Source organism: Mesorhizobium sp. B2-7-2 (assembly GCF_006440775.1).
GTDB lineage: Bacteria > Pseudomonadota > Alphaproteobacteria > Rhizobiales > Rhizobiaceae > Mesorhizobium.
Genome location: NZ_VFTZ01000013.1, coordinates 165,383 through 178,019 on the forward strand (window position 1 = coordinate 165,383; position 12,637 = coordinate 178,019).

The following is a 12,637-nucleotide window of genomic DNA, read 5'->3' on the forward strand; positions in this document are numbered from 1 at the left end:
AGTGGGGGAGGCCTGAGATGGGCGAGCACGTCATCAAGCTGCCCGATGTCGGCGAAGGCGTTGCCGAGGCCGAGCTTGTCGAGTGGCACGTCAAGGTCGGCGACCTCGTGCGCGAGGACACGGTTCTCGCCGCCGTCATGACCGACAAGGCAACCGTCGAAATCCCCTCGCCGGTTGACGGCGAGATCCTGTGGCTCGGCGCCGAGATCGGCGACACGGTGGCGATCGGCTCGCCGATCGTGCGGCTGAAGGTGGCCGGCGAAGGCAATGTGAAGGCAGACTCGACGCTTGCGGACGTTACAGCGGAGGGTACGCCTGACGATGCGGCGGCTCGCCCGCACTCGGCCCTGGAGCCGTCATCAACCAATCTGGCGCCGTCATCCTCGGGCTTGTCCCGAGGACCTGCCGTCCCCCATGCCGGGACCAATACCGGGAGGTCGCCAGATCCTCGGGACAAGCCCGAGGATGACGGCGTTAAAAAGGATCGCGCCATACCCAGCCTTTCGGGCGCGCCGCGCGCCGAGGGCGAGAAGCCGCTGGCCTCGCCGGCCGTCCGCCTGCGCGCCAAGGAAGCCGGCATCGATCTTCGGCAGGTTGCGGGCAGCGGTCCGGCCGGGCACATCAGCCATGAGGACATCGACGCGTTCATCGCGCGCGGCCCGCAGCTCGCCCGCGCCACCGGACTTGCCCGGAAGGACGGCGTCGAGGACATCAAGGTCGTTGGTCTCAGGCGCAAGATCGCCGAAAAGATGTCGCTCGCCAAATCGCGCATCCCGCATATCACCTATGTCGAGGAGATCGACGTCACGGCATTGGAAGAGTTGCGCGCCACCCTCAACAAGGAGAAGCGCGCCGATCGTCCAAAGCTGACGCTGCTGCCTTTCCTGATGCGGGCGATGGTCAAGGCGATTGCCGAGCAGCCGAACCTCAACGCCTTGTTCGACGACGATGCCGGCACCATCCACCGGCATGAAGGCATCCATATCGGCATCGCCGCGCAGACGCCCAACGGGCTGGTGGTGCCGGTGGTGAAACATGCCGAGGCGCGCGACCTGTGGGACTGCGCGGCGGAGGTCAACCGGCTGGCCGATGCGGCGAAGGCCGGCACGGCGAGCCGCGAGGAGCTTTCCGGCTCGACCATCACCATCACCTCGCTCGGTGCCATGGGTGGCGTGGCGACGACGCCGGTCATCAACTATCCGGAAGTGGCGATCGTCGGCGTCAACAAGATGATGGTGCGGCCGGTGTGGGACGGCACGCAGTTCATCCCGCGCAAGATGATGAACCTGTCGTCCAGCTTCGATCACCGCGTCATCGACGGCTGGGACGCCGCGGTGTTCGTGCAGCGCATCAAGGCGCTGCTGGAGACGCCGGCGCTGATTTTCGTGGATTGAGGGGGATGGGGTTGATCTCGAACGTCGCCGCGCCGAAATGCGGGCTCCCCCTTCTCCCCTTGTGGGAGAAGGTGTCGCCGCAGGCGACGGATGAGGGGTGCTTCAGTGAATGCCGACGCTTCACTCCGCTCAAACATCAGCGTCTCACTCCGCTGGAACACCCCTCATCCGTCTCGGCGCTGACGCGCCGATCCACCACCCGGCCCTTCGCAGGCTCAGGGCGTTCGAAGCTCGAAAAGCCAAGCAATTGGCTTTTCGTCCGCTACGCGGACCGCTTCTCACCCCACAAGGGGAGAGAAGGCGCGCCGCGACCTTCGCCATCAAGAAGAGCGTGATCCCATGAAAGAAATCTCCTGCAAGCTGCTCGTCATCGGCGCGGGGCCGGGCGGTTATGTCTGCGCCATCCGTGCCGGCCAGCTTGGCGTCGACACGGTTATCGTTGAAGCGGGCAAGCCGGGCGGCACCTGCCTCAATGTCGGCTGCATCCCGTCCAAGGCGCTGATCCACGCGGCGGAGGCCTTCGAGAAGGTCGCGCATATGGCCGGCGGCAAGGATCCGCTGGGCATCAAAGTCGCCGCGCCGATGCTCGATCTTGCGAAAACTATCGGCTGGAAGGACGGCATCGTTAGCCGGCTCAACAGCGGCGTGGCCGGCCTGCTGAAGAAGGCCAGGGTAAAGACCGTGCATGGTTGGGCAACCTTCCGGGACGGCAAGACCGTCGAGGTCGAGACCGAGACCGGCACGCAGGTCATCCGCGCCGAGACGGTCGTCATCGCAACCGGCTCGGCGCCGGTAGAATTGCCGTTTATGCCTTTCGGCGGGCCGGTCATCTCGTCCACCGAGGCGCTGGATCTCGGCGAGGTGCCGAAGAAGCTCGCGGTCGTCGGCGGCGGCTATATCGGGCTCGAGCTAGGCATGGCCTTCGCTAAGATAGGCGCGAAGGTCACCGTGGTGGAGGCTCTGCCGCGTGTGCTCGCGCAATATGACGCCGAGCTGACGCGGCCGGTGCTGAAGCGGCTGGGCGAACTCGGCGTCGAGGTGATGACAGGCGCGAAGGCCAAAGGCCTGTCGGCCAAGGGCGACGCGCTGCTGGTCGAGACGGCCGACGGCAAGAACGCCAAGATCGCCGCCGACAGGATCTTGGTCACGGTCGGCCGCAAGCCGCTCACCGAGGACTGGGGGCTGGAGCAGATCGACCTCGACAGGGCGGGAAAATTCATCCGCATCGACGACCAGTGCCGCACCTCGATGCGCGGCATTTTTGCCATAGGCGACGTCACCGGCGAGCCGATGCTGGCGCACCGTGCCATGGCGCAGGGCGAGATGGTGGCCGAGATCGTCGCCGGCCACAAACGAAGCTGGGACAAGCGCGTCATTCCGGCGATCTGCTTCACCGATCCGGAGCTGGTCGCAGCCGGGCTGTCGCCCGAAGAGGCAAAGGCGCTCGCCGGCGAGGTCAAGATCGGCCAGTTCCCCTTCGCCGCCAACGGCCGCGCCATGACCAAGCAGGGCGAGGACGGTTTTGTGCGGGTCGTGGCGCGTGCCGACAATCATCTGGTGCTGGGCATCCAGGCGGTCGGGCAGAGCGTGTCGGAACTGTCGGCGGCGTTTGGCCTGGCGCTGGAGATGGGCGCGCGGCTAGAAGACATCGCCGGCACCATCCATACGCATCCGACGCAGGGCGAAGGCTTCCAGGAAGCGGCGCTGAAGGCGCTGGGCCACGCGCTGCATGTTTGAGCGCTTCTTCCTTCTCCCCCTGTGGGAGAAGGTGGATCGGCGCGCAGCGCCGAGACGGATGAGGGGTGTTCCAGCGAAGTGAGACGCTGGCTTTCCCTGGAGCACCCCTCATCCGTCGCCTTCGGCGACACCTTCCCCCACAAAGGGGGAAGGGGGAGCCGCACCTCTCAGCTCGCCAGCCGGCTTACCATCTCGTGCTGGGCGTAGGCGCGGCCGAAGCGGTTGGCTAGGAAGGCGTCGAGGGCGATGTCTTCCTGGCGGACAAAGCCCTTCGCCGGCAGGCTGCCGTCGGCCAGCATGTCGAGCACGGCGCAGATGCCGGAGGCGGTGGTGATCTGGATGGCGCTGCGCACGATGTTGCCGACGCGCTGCGAATAGATCTTGTTGGCGTAGGTTTCCTGCAGCAGGCGGCCGTTGCGGAGACCCGAGACAGTGACGAAGACGATGACCACGTCCTGCAGCGTCGCCGGCAGGGCGCTCTCGAAAATGTCCTTGAGCACGTCACGGCGGTGGCGGAGCCCCAGATCGTTGAGCAGCGCCTTCATGATCGCGGCGTGGCCGGGATAGCGGATGGTGCGGTAGTTCAGCGTGCGCACCTTGCCCTTCAGCGTCTCGGCCAAAGTGCCCAGGCCGCCGGAGGTGTTGAAGGCCTCATAGGTGACGCCGTCGAGCGAGAACTCCTCGCGCTCCTCCAGCGGCGGCACCTCGATCAGCTCGCCCTCGACGATCGCCTCGCAGGGCTCGCAATATTCGTTGATGACGCCGTCGGTGCTCCAGGTGAGGTTGTAGTTCAGCGCATTCGACGGATATTGCGGCAGCGCGCCGACGCGCATGCGCACGCTTTCCAGCGTGTCGAAGCGGCTGGCGAGATCGTTGGCGACGATCGAGATGAAGCCCGGCGCCAGGCCGCATTGCGGGATGAAGGCGCTTTTGGCGTCACGCGCCAGCTCCTTCACACGGCGGGTCGAGACGACATCCTCGGTGAGGTCGAGATAGTGCACGCCGGCGGCGGCGGCGGCCTCGGCAATGCGCGTGGTGAGGTGGAAGGGCGCGGCGCTGAGCACGGCGAATTTGCCGGCGAGCACTTTTTCGAGCTCACCCGAGGCAGTGATGTCGAGCTCCTGCGTCGCAACGCCAGCCGGCAGTTCGGCGGCGGCAAGCTGGGCGGCCGAGCGGTCGACCAGCGTGACGCGGTAGTCGCCCGTGGCGTTCAGCATTTCAGCTATGGTCGAGCCGATCTTGCCGGCGCCGACGACAACGATGTTCTTCATGATCATATCCCCTGCCAATGCTGATTTCGATTTGGCGGGAATCTTCGCAGCTCGCCTGTCGAAAGGAAGCGTGGAATCTGGCAATATGAAGCTGAAGTTTGAGCGATATGCCGAAAGGGTTCGTCGAAATGATCAGTGAAGCCGAACAAGCCCTGCTTACCTTGTTGCGCGCCAATGCCCGCGCCTCGACCGCCGAGCTGGCCAGACAGCTCGGCGTGTCGCGCACGACGGTGCAGAGCCGCATCGAGCGGCTGGAGCAGCGCGGCATCATCGCGGGCTATGGGGTCAGGCTGTCGCCCGACTACGAGCAGGGTCTGGTCAAGGCGCATGTGCTGCTGACCGTCACGCCGAAGCTCGCCGACAAGGTGGTGCGCAGCCTCGCGGCGATGCCGCCGGTCCGGACAGTGCATTCGGTGAGCGGCAATTTCGACATGATCGTCATCGTCGACGCGCCATCGATCCGCGACCTCGACGCGCTGCTCGACCGGATCGGGGCGATGGAGGGCGTGGAACGGACGTCGTCGTCGATTATTCTGTCGACGCGGGTGGATCGGTGAAACTGTTGAGATGCGGGCGCGAGGCGCCCCCCTCTGTCCTGCCGGACATCTCCCCCTCAAGGGGGGAGATTAGATGTCACGCGGGATTTCGCTAATCGCCAACTTTGCATTAATGAGCAAGGCGCCGAAGCTGCCAATCTCCCCCTTTGAGGGGGAGATGCCCGGCAGGGCAGAGAGGGGGGCGAAGGAATGAGGCGTTTGTTTTTCCTCTCCGATCAAGCCCTGCGTCTCTCCGGTCCCTCGTCAAGCCACGCCACATCCTCCGGCGTCAGCTTGATATCCAGCGCCCTAAGGCTGTCCTCCAGCTCGTCCAGCGTGCGCGGGCCGATCAGCGGGACCGAGGGGAAGGGTTGCGCCAGGACATAGGCGAGCGCGACATGAATCGGGCTCTTGCCGAGTTTGCGTGCCAGTTCGATGGCGCGGTCGCGGCGGCCGAAATTCTTTTCCGAATACCAGACCCGCACCAACTCCTCATTGTCGGTGCGGTCGCGGCCGGCGCGGTCGGTGAAGAAGCCGCGGCCTTGGCTCGACCAAGCGAAGTTCGGCATCTGCCTCGCCGTCAGCCAGGCCTTCCAGTCATCCGTAGAAGAGGTGACGCAGCCGGGCCAGATCGGCTCCAGCATCTCAGCCAGCGAGAAATTGTTGGAGAGCGCGCCGGGCTTCTGCTTGCCGTTCTTTTCGGCATAGGCAATCGCTGCGTCCATGCGCTCCATCGTCCAGTTGGAGCCGCCGAACAGGCCGCGGATGCGGCCGGCCTTGGCCTCGGCGTCCATCGCATCGACGAACTCGCCGACCGGCACGTCCGGATTGTCGCGATGCATGAAATAGATGTCGACATGGTCGGTCTGCAGCCGGTCGAGCGACTGCGCCAGCTGCTTCGCAATCACATCGGGATAGCAAAGAGGCGAATGCGCGCCCTTGGCGATGATCACCGACTGCTCGCGCACGCCGCGATTCTTCAGCCATTGGCCAAGCAGCGTCTCGGTGTAGCCGGCGCCATAGACATAGCCGGTGTCGAACAGATTGCCGCCGGCCTCGAAATAGGCGTCGAGCAGGATCGAGCCGGAGGAGAAGGTGCGGAAATCCTCGAAGCCGAGCGCCAGAAGCGACACCGCGCGCGGCAGGCCGGGAATGGCGCGCTTGCCGATTGCCTTGCCATCGGTCCGCAGCGGGCGGCCGGAGAGGGTGTTGACGCGGTTAGCCGGCTTTTCGATGTCATATTCGAGGCCGACCGCGGCACGCCATTTGTCGAGAACGCGCAACGTGCCGAGGCTGTCGGCCCAGCCCATGCCCGGCCAGGCGAACTCCTGCCGTCCGGCCAGGATCGCCTCGCCGGCGGCATCGACCTCGAAGGAATAGACATGGCGGGTCTCGCCGAGGCCGATCACCTCGCGAGCCGCCCCGGACCGGATCACCTCGATCCGGCCCGGTCCGACGTCGCGGTTGCCACCGGCGAACCAGAAATCGGGCACCTCGATCTGACCCTTGGTGCCGAAGATGCGCAGCACATTGTCCTGGTTGAGCGAGATGCTGCAGGAGATCTCGGCGACGATGCCGTTGGCGAAGGTGAGCAGGGCCGAGGCCCACTCGTCGACGCCCGATTGGCCGAGATGGGCGGCGCCCACGACCTTGTCCGGCTCGAGGAAAGGCTGCCCCGCGGCCGCACCGGCGATCAGCCGCGCCATCGACACCGGATAGCCGCCGACATCGAGGATGCCGCCGCCGGCCATGTCGTTGGCGTAGAGCCGGTGTTGCGGCATGAAGCCCGGCATGGCGAAGCCGAAACTCGACTTGATCATGCGCACCTCGCCGATGGCGCCCGACTTGATCAGCTCGACCAATTGCAGCGTCTGCGGATGCAGCCGGTACATGAGGGCCTCGCCGAGAAAGGTGCCGGCCTTGCGCGCCGCATGCATCATGGCGTCGGCCTCGAAGGCGGTCAGCGCCAGCGGCTTCTCGCATAAGACATGCTTGCCGGCTTCGGCGGCCTTGATCGCCCATTCGGCATGGCCGGGATGCGGGATCGAAATGTAGACGGCGTCGACTTGCGTGTCGGCGAGCAGCGCCTCATAGCCGTCGAGGATGCGCGCGCCCGGAAAGGTCTCGGCCAAGCCCGGCTTGGCGGGATTGCGGGCGCCGAGCGCCACCAGCTCGCCGTTGCGCGACCCCGCCACGCCGCCCGCAAAAGATTTTGCAATGCTGCCGGGTCCGAGGATGCCCCAGCGGATTTTCTTGGGTGAGGGTGTCATGTCGAATTCTCCATGGGTCGCCGCCACGCCTGGCGTGCCGGCAATGAAAATCTGCGGGTCAGCGGATCCTGGCACCCGCCTTGTCGAAGAGCAGCGCCCGTTCCGCCTTGATCGAGACTTTGAAATGGTCGCCGCTGGCGCGCTGGCGCGAGGCCTCGCGCTCGACGATAAGCTCCTCGGGTCCGGCATTGGCGTAGACATAGCTGACGGAGCCCAGATGCTCGGCGACATCGGCCTTGACCGGGATGTCGCAATCGCCCTCGCCCGCCTCGAAGAAATGCTCCGGCCTGACACCGAGCACGACCTCGGCGCCGATGGCGGGAAAAGTCTCACAAAGCGGCTTGCGCAATCTGGCGCCGCCATGATGGGCGAGCTCGATGATGGCTGCGCTGTTGGAGGTGTCGACGACCTTGGCGCTGAGGAAGTTCATCTTCGGCGAGCCGATGAAGCCGGCGACGAAACGGTTGGCCGGGTCGTCATAGAGATCGAGCGGCGCGCCGATCTGCTCGACATTGCCGGCTTTGAGCACAACGATGCGGTCGGCCAGCGTCATCGCCTCGGTCTGGTCATGCGTCACATAGATCATGGTGACGCCGAGCTCCTTATGCAGGCGCGAGATCTCGACCCGCATCTGCACCCTGAGCTCGGCGTCGAGGTTCGACAGCGGCTCGTCGAACAGGAAGACCTGCGGCTCGCGCACGATGGCGCGGCCTATGGCGACGCGCTGGCGCTGGCCGCCGGAGAGCTGCTTCGGCCGCCGCTGCATCAATTCGTCGATGCGCAGGATCTCGGCGGCTTTCCTGACCCGGCGCTCAGTGTCGGCCTTCGGATTGCCGTTCATCCTGAGGCCGAAGGAGAGGTTCTGCTCGACCGTCATATGCGGGTAGAGCGCGTAGGACTGGAACACCATGGCGATGCCGCGGTCGGCCGGCTCGACATCGTTCATCACCTTGCCGCCGATGGCGATGTCGCCGCCGCTGATGTCCTCCAGCCCGGCGATCATCCTCAGCAGCGTGGACTTGCCGCAGCCGGAGGGCCCGACGAAGACGACGAATTCGCCATCGGCGATGTCGATGTTGGCGCCGTGGACGACTTCGAAGATGCCGAAGCGTTTGACGACATTGGTGAGGGTGACGGCCGCCATGTCAGAGCAAGATGTGGCTAGGTTGGATCATTCTGTGTCCCAGTCTGCGAGGCATTTCGCGCTTTCCTATTTGACCGCGCCGGCGGCGATGCCGGCGATGAAATGGCGCTGCAAGAGCACGAAGACGATCAGCATCGGCACCGTCAGCATCACGGCGCCGGCCATGATGCCGCCCCACGAAACCTTGGTCAGGCCGATCAGCGTGCCGAGCGCCACCGGCGCCGTCATGGCGCCCGGCTGGCTGTTGATCAGCAGCGGCCACAGATAGTTGTTCCACGAGGCGAGGAAGAGGATGATCGCAAGCGCCGCCAGCATCGGGCGGGCCAGCGGCATCGCCACGAACAGGAAGATGCGCCATTCCTTGACGCCTTCAACGCGCGCCGCGTCGAACAATTCGGCCGGCATCATCGAGAAGGCCTGGCGCATGAAAAGCACGCCCAGCGAGTTGAACAGCGGCGGCACGATCAGCGCGATCCAGGTGTTGGCCAAGGCGAAGTCGCGTGCCACCATGATGAATTGCGGGATGAGCACCACCGCGTAGGGCAGCGTGATGGTGCCGAAGATGATGGCCACCACCGCGCCCTTGCCGTGGAATTCGTAGCGCGCCAGCGCCCAGCCGGCCATCGAGGTGAGCAGCACCGAAAGGACCGTATAGGTCACCGCCACCGAGACCGAGATGCCGATGGCGCCGATGAAATTGGTGTCGCGCTGCAGGTTGGCCACATTGTCGAGGAAATTGTCATGCGGCAGGAGCTCGATGCCGGGGCTGAAGATGCCGTTGTCGGGCATGGTGGAGAACACCACCATCATCCACAGCGGGAACAGCCAGACCAGCGCCAGCGGCGTCAGGAAAAGATGCAGCGCAATGACGCGCCCGAGCCTTGCTTGCGAGCGCGAGGTCATTTCGGCTCCCTCATCAGCCAGAGCTGCACCAGGGTGATGGCGATGGCCAGCCCCGCCATGGTGTAGGCGACGGCCGAGGCGTAGCCGAAATTGAGCGAGCGGAAGCCCTGGCGGTAGAGCAGCAGGCCGAGCGTCTCGGTGCCGCCGCCCGGTCCGCCGCGTTCGGTGATCAGGAACGGCTCGGTGAAGAGCTGCATGGTGCCGATGATCGACAGCACTGCGCAAAAGACGATCACCGGCTTCAGCAGCGGCAAGGTGATGTGAAAGAACTGCTTCACCCGGCTGACGCGGTCGAGCGTCGCCGCCTCGTAGACGTCTTCCGGGATCGACTGCAGGCCGGCCAGGATGATGATGGCGTTGTAGCCGGCCCAGCGCCAGGTCACCGCGATCATGATCAGCGCCATGGCCGGCGTGACGTTGGAGAACCAGTCGATCTTTGAGATGCCGACGCTGTTCAAGAGCTTGTTGACGATGCCGAAATCGAGGCTGAACATCAACCGGAAGACGGCGGAATAGGCGACCTCGCCAACCACGACCGGGGCGAAAAAGGCAAAGCGGTAGAGGCCGCGGGCCTTCAACAGCGGCGAGTTCAGAAGCACCGCCATGACGATCGCCAGCGCAATCATTACCGGCACCTGGATGACCAGGATCAGCAGCGTGTTCTTCAGCGCATTGTAGAAGGCGGGGTCGCCGATCAGGCGGCCCCAGTTGAAGGCCGGCGCGAAGCGCCAAGGCACGGTGCGCGTCGCTTGGAAGGAGATGATGAAGGAAGAGATGATCGGCCAGATCCAGAAGATGGCGAAGATCAGAAGATAGGGCGTGAGGAAGCGGTACGCGGTGGCGTTCTGGGTGCGCATCGGCTTCCTCCTTTCTCTGTCTTTCCCTTCTCCCCCTGTGGGAGAAGGTGGCCGCGAAGCGGCCGGATGAGGGGTGTTCCAGGGAACGCCAACGTCTCACTCCGCTGGAACACCCCTCATCCGTCTTGGCGCTGCGCGCCAATCCACCTTCTCCCACAAGGGGAGAAGGCAAAGTGGCGCTCTACTTCACCGGCAAACCCGTCGCGGCGGCGATCTGCTTGGCAGCGTCGTCGAGCGCGGCCTTGGCGTCGGGATAGCCGTTGGCCAGATATTTGGTCTGCACGGCGCGGACGATGATCTCGGCGTCGCTCTGGAACTGCGTTCCGCGGCTCGGCACCACCTTGGGCAGCGTCGCCAGAATGTCCTTCCACACCGCCTGGCCGCCCCAATAGGGCTGCGGCTGCGACACGTAAGGATCGTCGAGCGCCGAGATCAGCGACGGCACCAGGCCGAAATCCTTCAGCATGGTGATCTGGCCGTCATTGGTCTCAAGCGTGTATTTCAGATAGGCGTAAGCCGCTTCTTTGTTCTTCGAGGCCGAGGTGATGGCCAGTGACGAGCCGCCGAGATTGGCGGCGCGCGAGCCGTCGGCGGTCAGGCTCGGCATCAGGTAGACGCCCCATTTGCCGCTCTCCTTCGGCGATTCGGTGCGGATCGTGCCTTCATACCAGCCGCCATAGACCTGGCTGGCAACGGTGCCGGCGGTGTTGTTGGTGATCTTGGTCGACCAGTCCGCCGACGACACGATGCCGGCGTCCTTCATCTCCTTGACCTTGGTCATGGCGTCGACGCATTTCGGCTCGGCCACGGTGATCGACTGGCCATCCTCGGCGAAATAGGCGCAGCCCTGCTCGTTGGAGATCATGCGGAAGAATTCGGTGTCGCCGTTGAAATCGGCATTGGTCATCGTCACGCCCGGATTGGCGTCCTGGATCTTCTTGCCGGCGGTGATGAAATCGTCCCATGTCTTGATCGAGGCCGGGTCGACGCCTGCCTTCTCGTAGAAGTCGCGGCGGTAGAAGACGGCCACCGGGCCGGAATCCCAGGGCATGGCATAGGCCTTGTCGCCGACCTCGAGCTCGGTGCGCTTGAAATCGGGGAATTTCTTCTGGTCTTCTGCCGTGTAACCCAGCGTGTGCAGGTCGACGAAGCAGTCCGGGAACTGGCTCCAGTAATTCTCCGCCTCGCCGTTCTCGATCGAGACGATATCGGGCAGGCCGACGCCGCCGGCGGCGCAGCCGGCGATCGATTTGTCATAAGTGGGCTGGTTGCCGAGGTCCTGAACCGTGACCTTGATGTCGGGGTATTTCTTGTTGAAGCCCTCGACCGTCGCCTTCAATGACGAGGCGGCGATGTTCCAGCTCCAGATAGTGATCTCGCCGGACTGCGCCAGCGCCGGGCCGGAACCCAGGGCAAGCATAAGCGCGGCGCAGGTCAGTGTAGTGCGCATTGAAATCCTCCCATTTCATTTGCTCTCTCACTGTGAGCGTGGCTAGACTATGCGGCGCGGAAGGCTTGTCGCCGTCAGAGGGAATAAGAAGTTGGCGGAAAGTAAGATGCCGGGGCGTCCATTCTACCAGCCTGGGGCGAGCAGCGTCGAAGGACTGCCGCTTGTTTTGCAGATGTTCCACAACCACCCGTTGGTGATGCTGAAGCCGCACTGGCACGCCCAGGTCGAGGTGAATTTCATCGTGCAGGGCTCAGTGCATTACCGCATGGCCGAGCACGAGATCTCGCTTTCGGCCGGCGAGATGTGCCTGTTCTGGGGCGGCCTGCCGCACCAGATGGACGATCTCTCCGACGACGCCGTCTATGCCGGCGCGCATCTGCCGCTGGTGCATTTCTTCCGCCTGCATCTGCCGGCCGACATCCGCCATCGGCTAATGACCGGCGCGACATTGGTGACCAACGCCACCGACCAGTCGGACAACGACAATTTCAGGCGCTGGAACGAATATGCGCGCGCCGGCGATCCGGCGAGGGCCGAGCACGCCGTCAACGAGCTGCTCTTGAGGCTCGAGCGGGTGCGCTTCGAGCCTTACCGGCTGGTGCCGGAAAGGGTGGTCGGGCAAGGCGCCGGCAATGCCTTCGACCAGCAGTCCTCGCGCAATGTCGGGCGCATGTGCGATTTCATCGCCGAGAATTTCCTCTACGACGTCGACTGCGTGACCATCGCGGCTGCCGCCGACATCCATCCGAAATACGCCATGAGCCTGTTCAAGAAATCGACAGGCATGACGCTCAACGAATATGTCAATCTGCTGCGGTTGAGCTACGCCCAGGCGCTGCTGATGCATGAGGACGCCAATGTGCTGAGGGTCGCCATGGACTCGGGCTTCGGCTCGCTCAGCGCCTTCAACAAATCGTTCCGCAAGCTCGCCGGCATGTCGCCTTCCGATTTCCGCCGGGCGGGCGGAGCGCGGTAAAATGGCCGACGGTGGCCCAACGTTCGTCATGTATGGACGGCCCCTTTTGGGCAAGAGGCAAAATGGCGGCAGCGGCGTAAGTCTGGAGCGGTCATGTAT

The 12,637-nt window shown here is 64.5% G+C and carries 10 protein-coding genes; 4 read left to right on the forward strand and 6 right to left on the reverse strand.

What is annotated here, in order from left to right:
* Positions 1–17 precede the first annotated feature (17 nt).
* Positions 18–1,394 carry a dihydrolipoamide acetyltransferase family protein gene (locus FJ425_RS19060; RefSeq protein WP_140725366.1) on the forward strand — a complete coding sequence of 459 codons (1,377 nt, stop codon included), beginning with the start codon at positions 18–20 and terminating at the stop codon, positions 1,392–1,394.
* Positions 1,395–1,733: 339 nt separating this feature from the next.
* The gene (lpdA, locus tag FJ425_RS19065) at positions 1,734–3,131 is read left to right on the forward strand and encodes a dihydrolipoyl dehydrogenase (protein WP_140725369.1); all 1,398 of its coding nucleotides are present in this window, start codon (positions 1,734–1,736) and stop codon (positions 3,129–3,131) included.
* A 167-nt stretch (positions 3,132–3,298) separates the two neighbouring features.
* On the opposite strand, the gene FJ425_RS19070 is transcribed toward lpdA, so the two are convergent.
* Positions 3,299–4,402 carry a saccharopine dehydrogenase family protein gene (locus tag FJ425_RS19070; RefSeq protein WP_140725372.1) on the reverse strand — a complete coding sequence of 368 codons (1,104 nt, stop codon included), beginning with the start codon at positions 4,400–4,402 and terminating at the stop codon, positions 3,299–3,301.
* 128 nt (positions 4,403–4,530) lie between these two features.
* Here FJ425_RS19070 and FJ425_RS19075 point away from each other — a divergent pair, with 128 nt between their 5' ends.
* Positions 4,531–4,959, forward strand: a complete 429-nt coding sequence (locus FJ425_RS19075; protein WP_140636583.1) for an Lrp/AsnC family transcriptional regulator — start codon at positions 4,531–4,533, stop codon at positions 4,957–4,959.
* Between the two features lie 215 nt (positions 4,960–5,174).
* On the opposite strand, the gene FJ425_RS19085 is transcribed toward FJ425_RS19075, so the two are convergent.
* The 5 genes from FJ425_RS19085 to FJ425_RS19105 form a co-directional block, all read right to left on the reverse strand.
* Positions 5,175–7,208: an aldo/keto reductase gene (locus FJ425_RS19085; protein ID WP_140725375.1), complete on the reverse strand. Its 2,034-nt coding sequence runs from the start codon at positions 7,206–7,208 to the stop codon at positions 5,175–5,177.
* 58 nt (positions 7,209–7,266) lie between these two features.
* Positions 7,267–8,352, reverse strand: a complete 1,086-nt coding sequence (ugpC, locus tag FJ425_RS19090) for a sn-glycerol-3-phosphate ABC transporter ATP-binding protein UgpC (RefSeq protein ID WP_140546523.1) — start codon at positions 8,350–8,352, stop codon at positions 7,267–7,269.
* Between the two features lie 66 nt (positions 8,353–8,418).
* On the reverse strand, positions 8,419–9,255 hold the full coding sequence (locus tag FJ425_RS19095; protein ID WP_140546522.1) for a carbohydrate ABC transporter permease: 837 nt from the start codon (positions 9,253–9,255) through the stop codon (positions 8,419–8,421).
* Positions 9,252–10,112, reverse strand: coding sequence for a sugar ABC transporter permease (locus FJ425_RS19100; RefSeq protein ID WP_140546521.1), 861 nt, complete (start codon positions 10,110–10,112; stop codon positions 9,252–9,254). Before FJ425_RS19100 ends, FJ425_RS19095 begins: the two co-directional genes overlap by 4 nt.
* Positions 10,113–10,293: 181 nt before the next feature.
* Positions 10,294–11,562: an ABC transporter substrate-binding protein gene (locus tag FJ425_RS19105; protein ID WP_140725378.1), complete on the reverse strand. Its 1,269-nt coding sequence runs from the start codon at positions 11,560–11,562 to the stop codon at positions 10,294–10,296.
* Between the two features lie 106 nt (positions 11,563–11,668).
* On the opposite strand from FJ425_RS19105, the gene FJ425_RS19110 reads away from it, so the two are divergent.
* On the forward strand, positions 11,669–12,538 hold the full coding sequence (locus FJ425_RS19110) for a helix-turn-helix domain-containing protein (protein WP_140636591.1): 870 nt from the start codon (positions 11,669–11,671) through the stop codon (positions 12,536–12,538).
* Positions 12,539–12,637: the final 99 nt, after the last annotated feature.

Excerpts from the sequence above, each read along its gene's own strand:
- FJ425_RS19105 (WP_140725378.1), bottom strand. The coding sequence starts at position 11,562 with ATGCGCACTACACTGACCTGCGCCGCGCTTATGCTTGCCCTGGGTTCC.
- ugpC (WP_140546523.1), bottom strand. The coding sequence starts at position 8,352 with ATGGCGGCCGTCACCCTCACCAATGTCGTCAAACGCTTCGGCATCTTC.
- FJ425_RS19110 (WP_140636591.1), top strand. The coding sequence starts at position 11,669 with ATGCCGGGGCGTCCATTCTACCAGCCTGGGGCGAGCAGCGTCGAAGGA.
- FJ425_RS19100 (WP_140546521.1), bottom strand. The coding sequence starts at position 10,112 with ATGCGCACCCAGAACGCCACCGCGTACCGCTTCCTCACGCCCTATCTT.
- FJ425_RS19060 (WP_140725366.1), top strand. The coding sequence starts at position 18 with ATGGGCGAGCACGTCATCAAGCTGCCCGATGTCGGCGAAGGCGTTGCC.
- FJ425_RS19095 (WP_140546522.1), bottom strand. The coding sequence starts at position 9,255 with ATGACCTCGCGCTCGCAAGCAAGGCTCGGGCGCGTCATTGCGCTGCAT.
- FJ425_RS19070 (WP_140725372.1), bottom strand. The coding sequence starts at position 4,402 with ATGAAGAACATCGTTGTCGTCGGCGCCGGCAAGATCGGCTCGACCATA.
- lpdA (WP_140725369.1), top strand. The coding sequence starts at position 1,734 with ATGAAAGAAATCTCCTGCAAGCTGCTCGTCATCGGCGCGGGGCCGGGC.
- FJ425_RS19075 (WP_140636583.1), top strand. The coding sequence starts at position 4,531 with ATGATCAGTGAAGCCGAACAAGCCCTGCTTACCTTGTTGCGCGCCAAT.
- FJ425_RS19085 (WP_140725375.1), bottom strand. The coding sequence starts at position 7,208 with ATGACACCCTCACCCAAGAAAATCCGCTGGGGCATCCTCGGACCCGGC.